Genomic DNA, 19,770 nt, shown 5'->3' on the forward strand with positions numbered 1-19,770 from the left:
AGAAAAGGACCATATGTCCAGCGATTCCTCATTCGGCCTCATGCGAATCAACCTTGCCACCGCGGATGAAATCCGTGGATGGAGCTACGGCGAGGTCAAGAAGCCGGAAACCATTAACTACCGCACCCTGAAGCCGGAGAAGGACGGTCTTTTCTGCGAAAAGATCTTCGGCCCTTCCCGCGACTGGGAATGCTACTGCGGCAAGTACAAGCGCGTGCGCTTCAAGGGCATCATCTGCGAGCGTTGCGGCGTCGAGGTGACCCGCGCGAACGTACGCCGTGAGCGCATGGGCCACATCGAGCTGGCAGCTCCTGTGACCCACATCTGGTACTTCAAGGGCGTTCCATCGCGCTTGGGCTACCTGCTCGATCTGGCTCCGAAGGACCTCGAAAAGGTCATCTACTTCGCTGCCTACATGATCACCGGTGTCGACGAAGCACGCCGCCACGCCGAAATGCCTAACCTGCAGGCCCAGCACGACCTGGAACTGCGCAACCTTGCGAACAACTCGGAAGCTGACAAGAAGGCTGTTGCAGCCGACCTGGAAGCCGAGCTGGAGCGCATGGAAGCTGACGGCGCCAAGAATGCCGAGCTGAACAAGGCCCGCACCTTGGCCGAGAAGACTGTTCTGCAGATCGACAAGCGCGCCAAGGCCGAAGCCGAGCGCCTGCGTGCGGTCTGGGAGCGCTTCAAGAACCTGAAGGTCGCCGACCTCGAAGGCGACGAAGGCCTGTACCGCACCATGCGTGAGAAGTACGGACTGTTCTTCGAAGGCTCCATGGGTGCAGAAGCTATCCAGAAGCGCCTTGAGAACTTCGATCTGGCGGCTGAAGCTGAAGAGCTGAAGACCATCATCGAAAACGGCAAGGGCCAGAAGAAGGCTCGTGCGCTCAAGCGCCTGAAGGTCGTCAACGCGTTCCTTGTCAACGGCAACTCGCCTAAGGGCATGGTCCTTGACGCCGTTCCGGTGATCCCGCCAGAACTGCGCCCGATGGTCCAGCTCGACGGTGGCCGTTTCGCTACCTCGGATCTGAACGACCTGTACCGCCGCGTGATCAACCGCAACAACCGCCTCAAGCGCCTGCTTGATCTCGGTGCGCCAGAGATCATCGTGAACAACGAAAAGCGCATGATGCAGGAAGCTGTTGACTCGCTGTTCGATAACGGCCGTCGTGGCCGTCCGGTGACCGGTCCAGGCAACCGCCCGCTGAAGTCCCTGAGCGACATGCTCAAGGGCAAGCAGGGTCGTTTCCGCCAGAACCTGCTGGGCAAGCGCGTTGACTACTCGGGCCGTTCGGTCATCGTTGTCGGCCCGCAGCTGAAGCTGCACCAGTGCGGTCTGCCAAAGCAGATGGCCCTGGAGCTGTTCAAGCCTTTCGTGATGAAGCGCCTGGTTGACCTCAACCACGCACAGAACATCAAGTCGGCTAAGCGCATGGTCGAGCGTTACCGCCCGCAGGTTTGGGATGTTCTCGAAGAGATCATCACCGAGCACCCGGTACTGCTCAACCGTGCACCTACCCTGCACCGCTTGGGTATCCAGGCCTTCGAACCACAGCTGATCGAAGGCAAGGCCCTGCAGCTGCACCCATTGGTTTGCGGCGCGTTCAACGCTGACTTCGACGGTGACCAGATGGCAGTCCACCTGCCGCTGAGCCCAGAAGCACAGGCTGAAGCCCGTATCTTGATGCTGTCCTCGCACAACATCTTGAAGCCTTCCGATGGCCGCCCAGTGGCACAGCCTTCGCAGGATATGATCATCGGCTTGCACCACTTGACCACCAAGCGTGCAACCGAAAAGGGCGCCGGCCGCGTGTTCGCTACCGTATCCGAGGCCATCATGGCCAAGGATCTGGGCGAACTGCACCTGAACGCACCGATCAAGGTCCGCGTGGAGAACTTCGTTCCTTCCGCAGACCAGCCAGCCCCTGAGGGCTGGGAGCCAGGTACCCCGGCATTGCTGGATACCTCGCTTGGCCAGGTGCTGTTCAACGACACCCTGCCTGCGGACTACCCATGGGTAGCCACCGTAGCGGGCAAGGATGCGCTCTCGGAGATCGTCAACGATCTGGCAGAGCGCTACCCGAAGATCATTGCCGCAGCTACCCTGGATAACCTGAAGGACGCCGGTTTCTACTGGTCGACCCGCTCGGGTGTCACCGTGGCGATCTCGGACATCACCTCGAACATGGATAAGGCAGCCATCTTGGCTCCTTACGAGGTGAAGGCCGCCAAGGTCCAGGCTTCCTACGACAAGGGCCTGATTGCAGATACCGAGCGCCGCCAGGACCTGATCGACATCTGGACCAAGGCTACCGACGAGGTTGCCGAGGCGATGAAGAACGGCATGGAAGAGCTGAACACCATTAACCGAATGGTGACTTCCAAGGCTCGTGGTAACTACCTGCAATTGCGTCAGATCGCGGGTATCCGTGGTCTGGTGTCCAACCCTAAGGGTGAAATTATTCCTCGCCCGATCAAGTCTTCCTACCGTGAAGGCCTGTCGGTTCTGGAGTACTTCATCGCGACCCACGGTGCCCGTAAGGGCCTGGCGGATACCGCGCTGAAGACCGCTAACTCGGGTTACCTGACCCGTCGTCTGGTGGACGTTTCGCAGGATGTTATCGTTCGCGAAGAGGACTGCGGCACCAAGCGCGGCTTGAACGTTGCCATTGCAGATAACTCTGCCGGCATCCGCGTCAAGCACGAGACCGTGGAGAACTCGGCGTACACCCGTACGCTGGCTACCGACGTCAAGAACGCTGAAGGCACCGTGCTGGCTACCGCCGGTTCGGATGTCGGCGACGTGCTGATCGACGAGCTGTACGCTGCAGGCGTGGATGAAATCCGCGTTCGCTCCGTGCTGACCTGCGACTCGGCTGTTGGAACCTGTGCTCTGTGCTACGGCCGTTCGCTGGCCAGCGGCAAGACCGTGGACATCGGCGAGGCTGTTGGCATTATCGCCGCGCAGTCCATCGGCGAGCCTGGTACCCAGCTGACCATGCGTACCTTCCACACCGGTGGTGTAGCGTCGGCTGACGATATCACCCAGGGTCTGCCTCGTATCCAGGAACTGTTCGAAGCCCGTACCCCTAAGGGTGTGGCTCCGATGTCCGAGGTTGCCGGTCGCGTGTCGATCGAAGACGACGAGAAGCAGCTGCGTGTTGTAGTTACTCCAGACAACGGCGACGAGAAGCAGGCCTACCCGGTTCTGCGCCGTGCTCGCCTGTTGGTTGAAGAGGGCGAAAGCATCGTTGCCGGCACCCAGCTCACCAGCGGTACCTTGGATCCGAAGCAGGTTCTTCGAGTCCTCGGGCCACGTGAGGCACAGAAGTTCCTGGTCCGCGAGGTCCAGGATGTGTACCAGTCCCAGGGTGTAGGCATCCACGATAAGCACGTGGAAGTCATCGTCCGCCAGATGCTGCGCCGTGTCACCGTCATCGAGTCCGGCGAGACCGACTTGCTGCCAGGCGAGTTGGCCGATCGTTCGCGCTTCACCGCTGCGAACCGCAAGGCCGTTTCGGAAGGCCAGCGTCCAGCTGCCGGCCGTGACGAGCTGATGGGCATCACCAAGGCATCGCTGGCCACCGATTCGTGGCTGTCGGCTGCTTCCTTCCAGGAAACCACTCGCGTCCTGACCCAGGCTGCGATGGAAGGCAAGGAAGATCCACTGCGCGGTCTGAAGGAAAACGTGATCATCGGTAAGCTGATCCCGGCCGGTACCGGTCTGGATCGCTACACCCAGGTCAACGTCGAGCCAACCGATGAAGCAAAGGCAACTTTGTTCACCGGCACCTCGGCCTTCTCTTCGGGCCTGTACGACGATGCGCTGGAAGGCGGGCTGTCGCCTGAATTCCGTGCCATCTCGATGGACGACTACGACCACGGCTCGGACTTCCGCTAAACCGGAAGCACTGTCACCGTAAGGTAGTTTGACCCAATGCCTGCCCGCACACTGTGCGGGCAGGCATTGGGCGTTTAACCGTCACGGGGTGAAAATAGTAGTCGACGAATCCACTGGGAGATTTAGGAACTAGTATTTGCCATGAAGCGGATCCGCTGGCAAGCCGGCAGCGGCCATCCGCGGATTCAGGTGCTTTTCATCTGGCGGTCCCATGGCGTTCAGCTGGGGTCGTTAGCGTAGTCACTACCCAAACCGTCTCGATGGCGGCGGGGGCCAAGAGTGGCCTGGTCGGTGAGATAGCTTACTGTACATGGTGGCTCGGTGGATTAATGCTAGACTGAGATCAATTGTTTTATGTGTGGCAAAATGGACTCCGTCCGGGTTGCGGGTAGGTTGCGCAACGAATGCCACACTTTCGCACGCCTAGGGACTTTTGATTCTGAGTGCGCGGTAAAGCAAGCAGCTAGCTACATTGCGAAGCGCTAAAACTTTTCTAGGCTTAGGCGTTTTCGTCGTGTTGCCGAAGAACTTAGACAATGGAAGGACACGAAAGTGCCTACTATTCAGCAGCTGGTCCGCAAGGGCCGCTCGCCTAAGGTCGTCAAGACCAAGGCCCCTGCCCTTAAGGGCAACCCAATGCGCCGTGGCGTGTGCACCCGTGTGTACACCACCACCCCGAAGAAGCCAAACTCGGCTCTGCGTAAGGTCGCACGTGTGCGCCTTGCCGGTGGCGTCGAAGTGACCGCTTACATTCCAGGTGTCGGACACAACCTGCAGGAACACTCCATCGTGCTCGTTCGCGGTGGTCGTGTAAAGGACCTTCCAGGTGTTCGCTACAAGATTGTTCGTGGTGCTCTGGATACCCAGGGTGTGAAGGATCGTAAGCAGGCTCGTTCCCGCTACGGTGCAAAGAAGGATGGTAAGTAATGCCTCGTAAGGGTCCGGCGCCAAAGCGCCCACTAGTTTCTGATCCAGTCTTCGAATCCCCATTGGTCACCCAGCTGATCAACAAGGTTCTCGTAGACGGCAAGAAGTCCACTGCAGAGCGCATTGTTTACGGTGCACTCGAAGGTGCCGCAGCAAAGTCCGGCGCCGACGCTGTTTCGACCCTCAAGAAGGCTATGGACAACATCCGTCCAGCCCTCGAGGTTCGTTCCCGCCGCGTCGGTGGCGCTACCTACCAGGTTCCTGTTGAGGTCAAGCCAGGCCGTGCAACCGCACTGGCTCTGCGCTGGCTGGTTGGCTACTCGAAGGCTCGCCGCGAGAAGACCATGATCGAGCGTTTGATGAACGAGATCCTGGACGCATCGAACGGTCTGGGTGCCGCTGTGAAGCGTCGCGAAGACACTCACAAGATGGCCGAGTCCAACAAGGCCTTCGCACACTACCGCTGGTAAGAACCGCTCGGAAAAGCTGGGCATCAACCGATGCCCAGCAATTCCGGCCTCACCTTATAGGGAGACAACGTGGCACAGGACGTGCTTACTGACCTTAACAAGGTCCGCAATATCGGCATCATGGCTCACATCGATGCCGGTAAGACCACTACTACTGAGCGCATCCTTTTCTACACGGGTGTGAACCACAAGCTCGGTGAAACCCACGACGGTGCTTCGACCACCGACTGGATGGAACAGGAAAAAGAGCGCGGTATCACCATTACCTCCGCTGCTGTTACCTGCTTCTGGAACAAGAACCAGATCAACATCATCGACACCCCGGGCCACGTTGACTTCACCGTTGAGGTGGAGCGCTCGCTGCGCGTGCTCGATGGCGCCGTTGCCGTCTTCGATGGCAAGGAAGGCGTTGAGCCTCAGTCCGAGACCGTTTGGCGCCAGGCTGACAAGTACGACGTTCCACGTATCTGCTTCGTCAACAAGATGGACAAGCTGGGCGCTGACTTCTACTTCACCGTAGATACCATCATCCAGCGCCTTGGTGCCAAGCCGCTGGTTATGCAGCTGCCAATCGGCTCCGAGTCCGAGTTCACCGGTGTCGTTGACCTGCTGTCCATGAAGGCATTCGTTTGGGAAGGCGACTCCAAGGGTGACGTCACCATGGGCGCTGCTTACGAAACCCGCGAAATCCCTGCCGACTTGGTTGAGCGTGCTGAAGAGTACCGCGCCAAGCTGGTTGAAGATGTCGCTGAGGCATCCGAAGAGCTCATGGAGAAGTACCTCGAAGGTGAAGAAATCTCCGTTGAGGAACTCAAGGCTGGCATCCGCAAGCTGACCGTGAACTCGGAAGCTTACCCAGTATTCTGCGGTTCGGCCTTCAAGAACCGCGGCGTTCAGCCAATGCTGGATGCAGTCATCGACTTCCTGCCGAACCCACTGGACGTTGGCGCCACCATCGGTCACGATCCGAAGGACGAAGAAGTTGAGCTGACCCGCGAGCCTTCGGAGGACGCACCGTTCTCGGCACTTGCGTTCAAGATCGCCGCTCACCCGTTCTTCGGCCAGTTGAACTTCATCCGCGTTTACTCCGGCAAGGCAGAGTCCGGCGCACAGCTGCTGAACTCCACAAAGGGCAAGAAGGAACGCGTAGGCAAGCTCTTCCAGATGCACTCCAACAAGGAGAATCCGGTAGACGAGATCCACGCAGGTCACATCTACGCTGTGATCGGCCTGAAGGCCACCACCACCGGTGACACCCTATGTGATCCAGCCCACCCAATCGTTCTCGAATCGATGAGCTTCCCGGATCCAGTGATCTCTGTGGCCATCGAACCAAAGACCAAGGGTGACCAGGAAAAGCTGTCGACCGCTATCCAGAAGCTGTCGGCGGAAGATCCAACCTTCACCGTGTCCCTGAATGAAGACACCGGCCAGACCGTCATTGGCGGTATGGGTGAGCTTCACCTGGACATTCTGGTTGACCGCATGAAGCGCGAATTCCGTGTGGAAGCAAACGTTGGCAAGCCACAGGTTGCATACCGCGAAACCATCAAGAAGGCTGTGGAGAAGGTTGACTTCACCCACAAGAAGCAGACCGGTGGTTCGGGTCAGTTCGCAAAGGTCCAGGTCTCGTTCGAGCCTCTGGAAGTTGTTGACGGCGTCACCTACGAGTTCAAGAACGCCGTGACCGGTGGTCGTGTTCCTCGTGAGTACATCCCATCCGTTGACGCTGGTATCCAGGACGCAATGCAGTACGGTATCCTCGCAGGCTACCCACTGGTCGGTGTCAAGGCTACCCTCATCGATGGTGCTTACCACGATGTCGACTCCTCGGAAATGGCCTTCAAGATCGCTGGTTCGCAGGTATTCAAGGAAGGCGCACGCCGCGCTAACCCTGTTTTGCTTGAACCGCTGATGGCTGTTGAAGTCCGTACCCCGGAAGAGTACATGGGCGACGTTATCGGCGACCTGAACTCCCGTCGTGGTTCGATCAGCGAGATGTCCGACGCTGCTGGCGTCAAGGTCATCCGCGCTGGTGTGCCACTGTCGGAAATGTTCGGTTACATTGGTGACCTGCGTTCGAAGACCCAGGGTCGCGCAGTTTACTCGATGACCTTCGACAGCTACTCTGAGGTCCCGAAGGCAGTTGCCGACGAGATCATCCAGAAGTCCCGCGGCGAGTAATCGTCTCGGTATAAAAACCTGGCCGTGACCCCCTTAGCGGGGAAGTGGCCGATCGCGGGCCGGTTCCGTTGAAAAACGGAGCCGGCACCGCAAACGGCCAACGAGGGATTTGCATCACAATGCAGGCCCCGCAGAGGACCGGAATTTCCTAAATTATCCAAGCCCCCAGTAGACTATTTCTAGTTCGTTTGCGAACCGCGCAGACGAAGAATGTCTTCTGTAAATGTTTCTAGGAGGAACTTGTGGCAAAGGCAAAGTTCGAGCGCAACAAGCCGCACGTCAACATTGGTACCATCGGTCACGTTGACCACGGTAAGACCACTCTGACCGCGGCAATCTCCAAGGTTCTGGCTGACAAGTACCCAGACCTGAACGAACAGCGCGACTTCGCTAACATCGACTCGGCACCGGAAGAGCGCCAGCGCGGTATTACCATCAACATCTCGCACATCGAGTACCAGACCGAGAAGCGCCACTACGCACACGTAGACGCTCCAGGTCACGCTGACTATGTCAAGAACATGATCACCGGTGCTGCTCAGATGGACGGCGCAATCCTCGTTGTTGCCGCTACCGATGGCCCGATGGCTCAGACCCGCGAGCACGTTCTGCTGGCCCGCCAGGTTGGTGTTCCAACCCTGATGGTTGCACTGAACAAGTCGGACATGGTTGATGACGAAGAGCTGCTCGAGCTCGTGGAGATGGAAGTTCGCGAACTTCTGTCCTCGCAGGGCTTCGATGGCGATGACGCTCCAGTGATCCGCGTTTCGGGCCTGAAGGCTCTGGAAGGCGACGCAAAGTGGGTTGCAGCTATTGAGGAACTGATGGATGCAGCTGACAGCTTCATTCCAGACCCAGTTCGCGACCGCGACAAGCCATTCCTGATGCCAATTGAAGACGTCTTCACCATCACCGGCCGCGGTACCGTTGTTACCGGTCGCGCCGAGCGTGGCACCCTGGCTATCAACTCGGAAGTTGAGATTGTTGGCATCCGCCCAATCCAGAAGACTACCGTTACCGGTATCGAGATGTTCCACAAGCAGCTCGACGAAGCATGGGCTGGCGAGAACTGTGGTCTGCTGCTTCGCGGTCTGAAGCGCGACGATGTTGAGCGTGGCCAGGTTATCGTAGCCCCAGGCTCGATCACCCCACACACCAACTTCGAAGCTAACGTCTACATCCTGTCGAAGGACGAAGGCGGACGTCACAACCCGTTCTACTCGAACTACCGTCCGCAGTTCTACTTCCGCACCACCGACGTAACCGGCGTTATCACCCTCCCAGAGGGCACCGAAATGGTTATGCCTGGCGACAACACCGAAATGTCGGTTGAGCTGATCCAGCCAATCGCCATGGAAGAGGGCCTCGGCTTCGCAATTCGCGAAGGCGGCCGCACCGTTGGTTCGGGCAAGGTAACCACCATCACCAAGTAGTCTCTACTTGATGAGGTAGTTCCCTAGTGAACTGAAAAGAATCCCCCAGCACTTTTGTGCCGGGGGATTTTTTTCGTTAAATACGAGCCCCAGCTAGTGAATATATCTAGAAGGTGGTCTAATTGGAGGGCGCGACAATTCGCTAAGTGGGGGAGTGGCATCAATGATGGGCTGGATCATCGTTTCTATCATCTTGGTCCTATTGGCCTTCGGCCTGGGCCGGCGCCAGGGGAGTCGGGATAAATCGCAAAGCCAGCAGCAGCTTGATGCGCTGGGCGAAGCGTGGCAGCAAGGCTACGACGAGGCAGTGAAGTACCTGGGGCAACCCGGGCCGCCGGGTGCCTCGGCACCGGCTGCTGCCCAAGCGCCGGGGGTCCCCGCACAGCCGCTCGAAGCGCAGCCTGCAAGCCGCAAAGATGCAGCGCCGGCCGCATCGATGGCACCTCCCAGCCAGCCATACCTCCAGCCAGCGGCGGCCGGTGCTGCCCCCGCGTACCGCGCGCCGCTCCCCACGGCCACCCTCCAGCCTGCTGCACCGGTTAAGCCAATCAAGGTGCTCACCAAACGCGAGCGCGAACTGCGCAACATCAACATCACGCTGTACGTCGCGGCCCTGATGATCGTTGCCGCCGGCGCACTCTTCCTGAGCTTCGCGCTTCCGCCACTGTCAAAGCTCATCGCCTTGTTCCTGCTGTCTGCCTCTTTCTACGGCGGAGGCCTGGTCACCTTCGCAGTGAAACCGTCCTTGCGTCCGGCAGGAGCCGCCTTTGCCGGCACCGGGCTGGCTTTGTTGCCGCTGTGCGCCATCGCTACCTACAGCACGGTGAACATATCCGGCCCGGCGACCTGGCTGGTTTTCTCAGCCATCGGCACATTAGCCGTAGGCTACGCAACACTGACGTTCAAGTCCCGTGTTCTGGCGTGGGTTGCCGTGCTGATTCTGGTCAGCACCGCCATGGCCGGCGCGGCCGCGATGCAGCGTGGCGTCCTGTACTACATGCTGATCCTGCTGGTGCTCTCTATTGCGCTGATGCTCTTGGCGGTACGCAGCGAAAGGATCCGCCACTCAATCTTCTTCCGGGCCCTGCACGGCACCGCGCAGCTGCTGCCTGCGTTTGTCTTTGCGTTGTCGGTGATCCTCTTGGAGATGCTCGCCAGCCGGGATTTGTTCTGGATCTTCGCGTTGCTCACCGCCCAGTTGCTGCTCAGCGTCAGGCTGCTGCCCAACCTGCGGCTGCTGCGCACCTACGCTGCCCGCGCTGCTTTCATGGCGATGCTCGTGGCCGGCTGCAACTACCTCGGTTTCTCCGCAACGAGCAGCTGGCTGGTGCTCGCCTTCGCCTTCGGGCTCCAAGCCGTAGCGGTATTGCTCTGCTCCACCGGCTACCAGCAGAGGCTGGGATTGGCGCGCAGGCACCTGCAAAGTGAACGTGCGGTGCTGTGGTGCTTAGCGGTGACTTCGGTGATCGGCGCGTTTCTCTACGCGCAGGGCTTCGAGGCCTTCGTGCTCTGCTACATCGCGGTTCCCATCTTCATGGCGCTGGGCATTCCCGGCTTGCTGCGCAGCGCCAAGCTGGAAGTTGGAGTCATCGCGGTTCTTCCCCTGGTGGCGCTGGTCGATATGCAGAACCACAGTTGGCGCCCGCTGGTGGTATTCGCCCTGGCTCTGCTCGGGCTTTCGCTGGCTCAGCGCAACGCCCGGAACCTGCGCAGGGAAATGACGCTCCATGCGCGCTGGGTCCTTACCCTGGTTGGCGCAGGCGTGCTCGGTGCTGCGCTTGATGAGCTCACGGCTGGGGACTACGGAAATCCTGACGGCTCAGCCCCGTTGATTGCGGTGCTCTTCGTGCTGTTCATCTTGTGGGCGGCGAATCTGGCGAGCCGTGCCGTGCTGGATTCCGGCATGGTGCAGGGGCACCGGCTGGGACGTGTGGGCGCTTCGGGTTTACTTGGCGTGGTGCTGCTCTTCAGCCTGCGCCTGCTGTCAACCGCTGGCGACTATTCCTACGCCAGCGAAAGCACCGTGGTGTTCCTGGGCATCGGCGGGCTGGCGTGGTTCATCACTGGCCTTGTGCTCGCAGTTGGCCTGGTCATTGCCTCGGGTCGACGGCTTCGCGATATTCCTGCACAGCGCCCCGCGCTGGAACAGCCGATCAACGTCGTTGCGGCCTGCCTGATGATGGGGCTTTATGCGCTCAGCTTCGGCAAGGAGATCTGGCCGCTGGCAATCCTCATCGGGGCGGCAACCTTGGGCTATTTCATCTGGAGCCTGCGCCGCAGCACTAATACGCGGTGGAAGATCCTCTATGCAGCGTTGGCCCAAGTGCTCTTCAGCTCCATGGTGTGGTGGATTGCCTACAGCATGGAATTCGACATCCACGGCCGGTTCTGCCTGCTGCTGGTTTCGATAGCCGTCCCGCAGCTGCTCCGCTTGCTGGCCAGCATCCGCGACGGCAAAGCGCTGCGCAGGGAATTGCACTGGATGGCGGTGGGACTGCTGGCTGGCATTCCACTGGCGACGCTGGCCTACGGGCAGTTCGCGGGCGGCATGGATCGGGGAGCGGTCCTCTTGGCCTGCTTGTTCTTCGGGCTGCACGGGCTGACCGCGTTCAAGGCCGAGACCAGCTTGACGGCGGCCAAGCGCCAGCTCTATCTATTTGCCCCGATCCTGGCACTGATCCTGCTGATCAGCATTCCTGCACTGGCCATGGAAGATGCGACCGGATGGGTCCGCTCTACGTGGTGGAGTTCCCAGGTTGCTTGCGCCATGCTGCTGACCCTGAGCCTGGCCGCACTCGTGCTTGAATGGCGGTTGCGCGCCAACAAGTCGTACTCGATAGCCCTGGGCCTGGCCATCTTCCTTCCGGCGGCGTGGGCCGCCGCATGGCAGGCGGGGTCGTGGTGGGCAGTGGGTGCGCACCTGCTGCTGGCCCTCGGCTTCATCCTGCTGGTGCACACGCGCAAGAGCGCCTGGTACGCGGCCGGTGCCGCCATCATGCTGTGCGTCGCTATCCTGCGTGCAGTCTTCGAGGTGCGGCAAGCCGGTGGGGCAGTGGTGCTAGCACCGATGGATGCCGCATGGGCGCTGGTTGGCGCGGGCCTCGCGCTGTACCTGCTGGCAATCTTCCATGGGCGAATGAAGGACCCCATTCCCGGCTATCCGGAATTCGGCTACCTCCATGCCGATCCGCCCGGCAGCGCCTCGCGCTTGTATTTCGCGGCAATGCTCCTGGCCCTCTTGCTGGCCGGTGGCATCGCCCATCTGGATGGCGGAGCGATTTGGCAGGTGGCCGGCGGAGCGCTGCTGGTCTTCGGCGTTGCGGTGCTGGTGCGGCTCTTTGAACTTCCGCGGCGGCTGGTGCCCTACGCGGTGGACGTCTTCATCCTCCTGGGCGCGGTGCTGGCGCTGGGCAGCTATGCCCAGATCCTTGGCACACCACGGGCCAGCAATTTGGCGGCCTACGCCTGCATTGTTGCAGTAGTGCTGGTCGCGTGGCGCAATATCAGGGCCAACGCGCGATTGGAGAGGGCATACCTGCTGGCCGCCTCAGTGGCCGGCAGCCTGGCCTTGCTCGCCGCACTGGTCCAATCCAATGGTGTTGCGCAGGCGATCGGCCTGGTCTTCTTCGGTGGATTGGTGGCCTGGGGCTTGAAGCTGGGGGAGCGGTTGTTCATTTGGTGGGGTGCGGCGGCTATCACCTTGTCCGTCTTGTGGTTCCTGCGCGATTTGGCATTCCTCTGGCTGGTGGTCATTGGCTTGGGGCTGATTGCGGCCGCGGTCTTCAAGCTGGTGAAGGTCGACAAGCAGAATTCGCTGCCCGTGAGGCCGCAAAACCCTGTTGATCCACCGATCCCCGCGGGGCAGGAGCCGTCCGGGCAGGACGGGCCACGCGAGGTGTGAGGTCAAGATCACGGGCGCGGATAGGCATAAAAGATTTGCGCGATCGTTGCCGACCTGTCAGACTAGATAAGTTGCTTCAATGCAACCCGGTCCCCATTTATGGGGTGACCGGTCTGGTTTGAACGACCGGGATCGACTCTCACGCAGGATAATGCCTGGGGTTCGGGATCGATACGACTGCTTCAAACTATAAGGCCCTTCGATAAAGTGAAAACTTTGTGGGAGTGTTGTGACTGAAAATTTCACGACACGCCCGAGCGCGGGGGTCGGAGCCTCCTGCGGGTGAGGAACCCGGATCTGATCCGGATTCAGCCGCAGAGCAAGGCGTGCCGGTCTGCAAGGACCCGTATATAGGCACAGAAACTTTAGATAGTGCTAACAGAAAGAGGCATGACGCCATGGCGGGACAGAAAATCCGCATCCGGCTGAAGTCGTATGACCACGAGGTCATTGACGTTTCGGCCCGGAAGATCGTTGAGACGGTCACGCGCGCAGGCGCAACCGTAGTCGGCCCAGTGCCGCTGCCAACGGAGAAGAACGTGTACTGCGTTATCCGTTCGCCACACAAGTACAAGGACAGCCGTGAGCACTTCGAAATGCGCACGCACAAGCGTCTGATCGACATCGTTGATCCGACCCCGAAGGCTGTTGATTCGCTGATGCGTCTCGACCTGCCAGCGGATGTCAACATCGAAATCAAGCTTTAAGGGGAGGTGGCGAGAAAACTATGACCGCAACCCGTAATTTCAAGGGCCTGCTGGGCACGAAGCTCGGCATGACCCAGGTTTGGGATTCGAACAACAACCTGATCCCTGTCACCGTCGTGCAGGCTGATAGCAACGTTGTCACCAAGCTCATCAACGAAGAGCGCGATGGCTACACCGCAGTTCAGATCGGCTACGGCCAGATCGATCCTCGCAAGGTCACCAAGCCACTGGCTGGTCACTTCGAGGCTGCTGGCGTCACCCCACGTCGCCACTTGGTAGAACTGCGCACTGCAGACGCTGCCGAGTACACCGCAGGCCAGGAACTTTCCGTAGAGGTCTTCGAAGCCGGCCAGAAGGTCGACGTCGTAGGCACCTCGAAGGGTAAGGGCTTCGCCGGCGTTATGAAGCGTCACAACTTCCACGGTGTTGGCGCATCGCACGGTGCTCACAAGAACCACCGTAAGCCAGGTTCCATCGGCGGCGCATCGACCCCAGGTCGCGTTTTCCGTGGACAGAAGATGGCTGGTCGCATGGGTGCTGAGCGTGTTACCACTCAGAACCTGACCATTCACGCTATCGACGCTGAGAAGAACCTCCTGCTGATCAAGGGTGCCGTTCCAGGCGCCCGCGGCCGCGTCGTTCTCGTACGCAACGCCGTGAAGGGAGCATAAGTAAATGACTAAGGCACTTAACGTCGAACTGCCTGCAGAGATCTTCGACGTACAGACCAACGTCCCGCTGCTGCACCAGGTTGTCGTTGCACAGCTTGCTGCTGCCCGCCAGGGTACCCACAAGACCAAGGACCGCTCCGAGGTTTCGGGTGCAGGTCGCAAGCCGTTCAAGCAGAAGGGTACCGGCCGCGCCCGTCAGGGTTCGATCCGTGCTCCGCACATGACCGGCGGTGGCATTGTCCACGGTCCAACCCCACGTGATTACTCGCAGCGTACCCCGAAGAAGATGAAGGCTGCTGCACTGCGCGGCGCCCTGTCTGATCGCGCACGCTTCGATCGCGTTCACGTGATTGAGAACTTGGTTGCTGGCGAAACGCCTTCGACCAAGGATGCTCTGGCTACCTTGCGTTCGCTCACCGAGCGCAAGAACCTGCTTGTCGTCATCGATCGCGCCAACGATGTTGCAGCCCTTTCGGTTCGCAACCTCGTCAATGTGCACGTTCTGTACGTCGACCAGCTGAACACCTACGATGTTCTGGTTTCGGATGACGTAGTCTTCACCAAGGCTGCCTTCGATGCCCTGGTCCAGAAGGAGGAAGCCAAGTGAGCGCGTTCTCAAAGGCTCCACACGACGTGGTCATCGCACCTGTCGTATCGGAAAAGAGCTACGGTCTGATCGATCAAGGTCAGTACACCTTCGAGGTGGCACCAAGCTCCAACAAGTCGGAAATCAAGTACGCCGTTGAAGCGATCTTCAACGTCAAGGTTGACTCCGTAAACACCATCAACCGAGCTGGTAAGCGCAAGCGCACCCGCTTCGGGTGGGGATCGCGCAAGAGCACCAAGCGCGCCATCATCACCTTGAAGGACGGCTCGATTGACATCTTCGGCGGTCCGCTTTCCTAAGCGGAGACCACTTTAACGAGGAATATTAATAATGGGAATTCGTAAGTACAAGCCGACTACCCCGGGCCTTCGCGGCTCGTCGGTAGCCGACTTCGCAGAAATCACCCGATCGACTCCGGAAAAGTCGTTGGTTCGTCCCCTGACCAAGTCAGGCGGCCGTAACAACACCGGTAAGATCACCACCCGTCACAAGGGTGGCGGACACAAGCGCGCCTACCGTGTTATCGACTTCCGTCGTCACGACAAGGACGGCGTTCCGGCAAAGGTCGCTCACATCGAGTACGACCCGAACCGTACCGCTCGTATCGCACTGCTCCACTACGTGGACGGCACCAAGCGCTACATCATCGCACCGAACAACCTCAAGCAGGGTGACCCAATTGAGGCCGGCGCAAGCGCCGACATCAAGCCAGGCAACAACCTGCCACTGCGTAACATCCCGGTTGGTACCGTGATTCACGCTGTTGAGCTTCGCCCAGGCGGCGGCGCTAAGATGGCTCGTTCCGCTGGTGCATCGATCCAGCTGGTAGCCCGTGAGGGCCGCTACGCCCAGCTGCGTTTGCCTTCGGGTGAAATCCGCAACGTTGATGTGCGCTGCCGCGCAACCATCGGCGAAGTTGGCAACGCTGAGCAGATCAACATCAACTGGGGCAAGGCCGGCCGTATGCGCTGGAAGGGCGTACGCCCAACCGTTCGCGGTGTTGTCATGAACCCAGTTGACCACCCACATGGTGGCGGTGAGGGCAAGACCTCCGGTGGTCGTCACCCGGTCAACCCTAACGGTAAGCGTGAGGGACGCACCCGTCGTCCAAACAAGGAAAGCGACAAGCTCATTGTGCGTCGCCGCAAGACCGGCAAGAACAAGCGATAGGAGCCTGGAAACATGCCACGCAGCCTGAAGAAAGGCCCCTTCGTCGATCAGCACCTGTTCCTAAAGGTCGTTGCTGAAAACGATAAGGGCACCAAGAACGTCATCAAGACGTGGTCCCGCCGTTCGATGATCATCCCGGACATGCTGGGACACACCATCGCCGTACACGACGGTCGCAAGCACATTCCTGTGTTCGTAACCGAATCGATGGTTGGACACAAGCTCGGAGAGTTTGCCCCAACCCGTACGTTCCGTGGCCACGTGAAGGACGACAAGAAGGGCAAGCGCCGCTAGGCCCCGCAAGGGTACTAGTATCGCTTAGCACTTCTTCGATAGACGAGAGAAGGATAGCAATGGAAGCCAAGGCAATTGCGCGTCACATCCGCGTAACGCCTATGAAGGCCCGGCGCGTCGTCAACCTTGTTCGTGGTCTGCAGACCAACGAAGCACTGGCCATCTTGAAGTTTGCCCCACAGGCAGCTTCGGAGCCGGTATACAAGGTTGTCGCATCGGCAGTGGCTAACGCCCGTGCCGCCGCGGACCGCGCAGGTGAAGCATTCAATGAGGACGAGCTGTTTATCAGCGAAGCGTTTGTTGACGAAGGTCCGACCATGAAGCGGTTCCAGCCGCGTGCACAGGGTCGCGCATTCCAGATCAAGAAGCGCACCAGCCACGTGACTGTGGTTGTTTCAACCACGCAGAAGGGTGGGGAGAACTAAATGGGACAGAAGATTAACCCGAACGGTTTCCGTCTCGGCATCACCACCGATCACGTTTCCCACTGGTTCGCTGATTCCAGCAAGCCAGGCCAGCGTTACGCTGACTACGTGAAGGAAGATGTCCAGATCCGCGCCCTGCTGTCTAACGGCATGGATCGCGCTGGCATCGCCCGCGTCGAGATCGAGCGTACCCGTGACCGCGTACGTGTGGATATCCACACTGCACGTCCAGGTATCGTCATTGGTCGTCGCGGCGCAGAAGCTGACCGTATTCGTGGCGAGCTGGAAAAGCTCACCAAGAAGCAGGTTCAGCTGAACATCCTCGAGGTCAAGAACCCTGACATGGAGGCCATGCTGGTCGCCCAGGGCATCGCCGAGCAGCTTGCTTCCCGCGTGGCTTTCCGCCGTGCGATGAAGAAGGCAATGCAGTCGGCAATGCGCGCTGGTGCCAAGGGCATCCGCGTTCAGTGCTCCGGTCGACTTGGCGGCGCAGAAATGTCCCGCAAGGAGTTCTACCGCGAAGGCCGTGTGCCACTGCACACCCTGCGCGCGAACATCGACTTCGGCAAGTTCGAAGCCAAGACCACCTTCGGCCGTATCGGCGTGAAGGTCTGGATCTACAAGGGTGACGTAACTGCCAAGGAACTGGCTGCACAGCAGGCTGCTGCTCCAGCTCGTGGCGGCCGCGGTGGCGGCAACGACCGTCCACGTGGCGGCGAACGCCGTCGTCGTAACGATCGCAAGGGCGCTGCAGCTCCGGCTGCGGAAGGAGGACAGGCTTAAATGCTTATCCCACGTCGTGTGAAGTTCCGCAAGCAGCACCACCCAAAGCGTTCGGGTGCTGCCAAGGGCGGTACCACCGTTGCTTTCGGTGAGTACGGCATCCAGGCGTTGACCCCGGCTTACGTGACTAACCGTCAGATCGAAGCCGCTCGTATCGCCATGACCCGTTACATCAAGCGTGGCGGTAAGGTCTGGATCAACATCTACCCAGACCGTCCGCTTACCAAGAAGCCTGCCGAAACCCGCATGGGTTCCGGTAAGGGTTCGCCGGAGTGGTGGGTCGCCAACGTAAAGCCAGGACGAGTCATGTTTGAACTCGGTGGCGTCAGTGAAGAGGTAGCTAAAGAGGCATTGCGTCTTGCAATCCACAAGCTGCCAATGAAGGCACGCATCGTGCGTCGTGAAGGTGGTGAATAGGGATGTCTATCGGCTCGAAAGACCTTAGCATTGAGTCCCTGGACGGCTTCGATACCGCTCGTTTGAACGAGGAATTGAAGAAGGCCAAGGCAGAACTGTTCAACCTGCGTTTCCAGTCGGCTACCGGCCAGCTGGATTCCCACGGGAACCTGAAGACCATCAAGCGCGATATTGCACGCATTTACACTGTGCTGCGCGAGCGCGAGCTGGGCATTCGTCAGGATGTCGTTGTTCCGGTTGAAGAAACCAAGAAGGATTCCAAGTAATGAGCGAGAAGGAGAACGGTGTGGATAACGCTACCGAGCGTAACGACCGCAAGACCCTCCGTGGTTACGTGGTATCTGACAAGATGCAGAAGACCATCGTCGTAGACGTTGAGGACCGTGTTAAGCACGCCCTTTACGGCAAGGTCATGCGTCGCAACAAGAACGTGAAGGCTCACGACGAGAACAACGACGCCGGCATCGGCGACTTGGTTGTCATCGCTGAGACCCGCCCGCTGTCTGCTGACAAGCGCTGGCGTCTCGTTGAGATCGTGGAGAAGGCTAAGTAAGCTTTCGCTTCGATTTCACGGATCTCGTGATTGAAGAATGCCCCGAACACTTCGCAAGAAGAGTTCGGGGCATTTCTGTCTTAAAAAGCAGTGAATAAAATGCCACACTGGACTATGGAACAGATCAGGAAACTGCGTCCCGCTGGCCTTGTCAACTCCCCAGTTTTCAGCCACGTAGCCATCGTCCCGCCGGGTGCCACGACTATCTATGTTGGCGGGCAGAACGCTGTAGACGGCACAGGGCAGCTGATCGGAGCCGGGGATGCCGCAACGCAGGCGACCAGGGCACTGGGAAACGCCAAGCTCGCACTGGCGGCGGCCAGCGCGGGATTCCAGGATGTTGTGCAGTGGAACGTGCTGCTGGTGGAAGGAACCGACGTCATCAGCGTCTATGGAGCCATAGGCGAACAGTTGGCAGCCACTGAACCACCCCTTGTGTCTGCAGCCTTCGTCGCGAAGCTCGGTGTGCCAGGTGCGCTGGTTGAAATCAGTGCCGTGGCGGCGGTACTGCCAGACTAGGTCCGGCCCTTTCGATAGGTATCAGGGGAGTAGCCCAAGACTTTGCGGAAGTCTGCCGCTAGATGGGCTTGATCCGCATACCCCATTTCCGCTGCGATGCCAGCGATAGAAACTGCAGTGTCTGCGCGCAGCCGATGAGCAGCCTCTTGCAAACGGTACCGCCGAATCACCGCCAGCGGAGCCAGTCCCAAATACCTTTCCGAAATCCGTTGCAGACTGCGTGTACTGAGCGACAAGCGATGGGCCAGTTGGGAGACCCTTACGATTCCGCGCTCCGCTGCGACGGTGTCGAGCAGCTTATTAGCTTGGAGGCCAGAACTTGTGGCTGCTGGAAGGTGAGCGGTGAGCCACGAACCGAAGAGCTCGGCACAGGCCGAACCGGAGTTCCCGTGGCCGGGTTGAGCCTTCACCCTTGTTATCGAGGCCAGCAGCCCAGGTGCGCTGAACTGGATTTCCTGGTCCAGCAACTCTGCGGGGGACACATTGAGAGCCTGCGCAGCCGCTGGGCGCAACAAGGCGGAGACTGCCCAACTGCTCCCGGACAGGTCGCGGTGCGAAGCGCCGCTGGCCGGGCCGGATAGCGTAACGCCTTCTGGCTCAATGACCAGATTCATTTGCGGAAAGGGCAGGAGTTCTTGCCGTGAGGTACGTCCGGGCGCGATGTTCCAATCCACTAGCCAAAACCAGGAGACCAATTCCTGCAGTCCTGGACCGGGGGAGAATCGCTCGATTGCCGGTAGCCGGGCAGGATAGAGAACGCCTCGCGGATCCGGTGCTGATTCCATGGCCTCTACCACCCGTGCAG

Annotated in this window: 19 protein-coding genes; 18 read left to right on the top strand and 1 reads right to left on the bottom strand. The window is 59.5% G+C overall.

What is annotated here, in order from left to right; genetic code table 11:
• The first annotated feature begins 13 nt into the window (after positions 1-13).
• The 18 genes from ACIOTL_RS05570 (at position 14) to ACIOTL_RS05655 (ending at position 18,965) form a co-directional block, all read left to right on the top strand.
• Positions 14-3,904: a DNA-directed RNA polymerase subunit beta' gene (locus ACIOTL_RS05570; RefSeq protein WP_400342055.1), complete on the top strand. Its 3,891-nt coding sequence runs from the start codon at positions 14-16 to the stop codon at positions 3,902-3,904.
• A 552-nt stretch (positions 3,905-4,456) separates the two neighbouring features.
• Entirely contained in the window at positions 4,457-4,831 is a 375-nt protein-coding gene (gene rpsL / locus ACIOTL_RS05575; RefSeq protein WP_013349694.1) for a 30S ribosomal protein S12, read from the top strand.
• On the top strand, positions 4,831-5,301 hold the full coding sequence (gene rpsG, locus ACIOTL_RS05580) for a 30S ribosomal protein S7 (RefSeq protein WP_096256908.1): 471 nt from the start codon (positions 4,831-4,833) through the stop codon (positions 5,299-5,301). The genes rpsL and rpsG overlap by 1 nt, the downstream gene beginning before the upstream one ends.
• Positions 5,302-5,370: 69 nt before the next feature.
• Complete coding sequence (gene fusA / locus ACIOTL_RS05585; protein WP_105657667.1) at positions 5,371-7,485, top strand: elongation factor G; 2,115 nt, start codon at positions 5,371-5,373, stop codon at positions 7,483-7,485.
• 242 nt (positions 7,486-7,727) lie between these two features.
• Positions 7,728-8,918 carry an elongation factor Tu gene (gene tuf, locus ACIOTL_RS05590; protein ID WP_105657666.1) on the top strand — a complete coding sequence of 397 codons (1,191 nt, stop codon included), beginning with the start codon at positions 7,728-7,730 and terminating at the stop codon, positions 8,916-8,918.
• A gap of 154 nt (positions 8,919-9,072) precedes the next feature.
• Positions 9,073-12,819 (top strand): hypothetical protein, encoded by a 3,747-nt coding sequence (locus tag ACIOTL_RS05595; protein WP_400342056.1) that lies wholly within the window; start codon positions 9,073-9,075, stop codon positions 12,817-12,819.
• A gap of 398 nt (positions 12,820-13,217) precedes the next feature.
• Positions 13,218-13,526: a 30S ribosomal protein S10 gene (rpsJ, locus tag ACIOTL_RS05600; protein ID WP_013349689.1), complete on the top strand. Its 309-nt coding sequence runs from the start codon at positions 13,218-13,220 to the stop codon at positions 13,524-13,526.
• Between the two features lie 20 nt (positions 13,527-13,546).
• Positions 13,547-14,197: a 50S ribosomal protein L3 gene (gene rplC, locus ACIOTL_RS05605; RefSeq protein ID WP_013349688.1), complete on the top strand. Its 651-nt coding sequence runs from the start codon at positions 13,547-13,549 to the stop codon at positions 14,195-14,197.
• Between the two features lie 4 nt (positions 14,198-14,201).
• On the top strand, positions 14,202-14,804 hold the full coding sequence (rplD, locus tag ACIOTL_RS05610) for a 50S ribosomal protein L4 (RefSeq protein ID WP_105657664.1): 603 nt from the start codon (positions 14,202-14,204) through the stop codon (positions 14,802-14,804).
• Positions 14,801-15,103 carry a 50S ribosomal protein L23 gene (gene rplW / locus ACIOTL_RS05615; protein WP_013349686.1) on the top strand — a complete coding sequence of 101 codons (303 nt, stop codon included), beginning with the start codon at positions 14,801-14,803 and terminating at the stop codon, positions 15,101-15,103. The genes rplD and rplW overlap by 4 nt, the downstream gene beginning before the upstream one ends.
• 31 nt (positions 15,104-15,134) lie before the next feature.
• Positions 15,135-15,974, top strand: coding sequence for a 50S ribosomal protein L2 (rplB, locus tag ACIOTL_RS05620; RefSeq protein WP_105657663.1), 840 nt, complete (start codon positions 15,135-15,137; stop codon positions 15,972-15,974).
• A gap of 12 nt (positions 15,975-15,986) precedes the next feature.
• Positions 15,987-16,268: a 30S ribosomal protein S19 gene (gene rpsS / locus ACIOTL_RS05625; protein WP_013349684.1), complete on the top strand. Its 282-nt coding sequence runs from the start codon at positions 15,987-15,989 to the stop codon at positions 16,266-16,268.
• A gap of 59 nt (positions 16,269-16,327) precedes the next feature.
• Positions 16,328-16,693 carry a 50S ribosomal protein L22 gene (rplV, locus tag ACIOTL_RS05630; protein ID WP_013349683.1) on the top strand — a complete coding sequence of 122 codons (366 nt, stop codon included), beginning with the start codon at positions 16,328-16,330 and terminating at the stop codon, positions 16,691-16,693.
• Positions 16,694-17,476: a 30S ribosomal protein S3 gene (rpsC, locus tag ACIOTL_RS05635; RefSeq protein WP_013349682.1), complete on the top strand. Its 783-nt coding sequence runs from the start codon at positions 16,694-16,696 to the stop codon at positions 17,474-17,476.
• Positions 17,477-17,893 carry a 50S ribosomal protein L16 gene (gene rplP, locus ACIOTL_RS05640; RefSeq protein ID WP_105657662.1) on the top strand — a complete coding sequence of 139 codons (417 nt, stop codon included), beginning with the start codon at positions 17,477-17,479 and terminating at the stop codon, positions 17,891-17,893.
• Positions 17,894-17,895: 2 nt separating this feature from the next.
• Positions 17,896-18,159, top strand: coding sequence for a 50S ribosomal protein L29 (gene rpmC / locus ACIOTL_RS05645; RefSeq protein WP_105657661.1), 264 nt, complete (start codon positions 17,896-17,898; stop codon positions 18,157-18,159).
• On the top strand, positions 18,159-18,446 hold the full coding sequence (gene rpsQ, locus ACIOTL_RS05650) for a 30S ribosomal protein S17 (protein ID WP_105657660.1): 288 nt from the start codon (positions 18,159-18,161) through the stop codon (positions 18,444-18,446). Before rpmC ends, rpsQ begins: the two co-directional genes overlap by 1 nt.
• A 99-nt stretch (positions 18,447-18,545) precedes the next feature.
• A complete protein-coding gene (locus ACIOTL_RS05655; RefSeq protein ID WP_400342058.1) occupies positions 18,546-18,965 on the top strand; it encodes a RidA family protein in 420 nt (139 codons plus the stop codon).
• On the opposite strand, the gene ACIOTL_RS05660 is transcribed toward ACIOTL_RS05655, so the two are convergent.
• Entirely contained in the window at positions 18,962-19,750 is a 789-nt protein-coding gene (locus tag ACIOTL_RS05660; RefSeq protein ID WP_400342059.1) for a helix-turn-helix domain-containing protein, read from the bottom strand. The two genes, ACIOTL_RS05655 and ACIOTL_RS05660, sit on opposite strands and share 4 nt — an antisense overlap.
• Between the last annotated feature and the right edge of the window lie 20 nt (positions 19,751-19,770).

The sequence above is a fragment of the Glutamicibacter sp. NPDC087673 genome (assembly GCF_044743255.1).
GTDB lineage: Bacteria > Actinomycetota > Actinomycetes > Actinomycetales > Micrococcaceae > Glutamicibacter.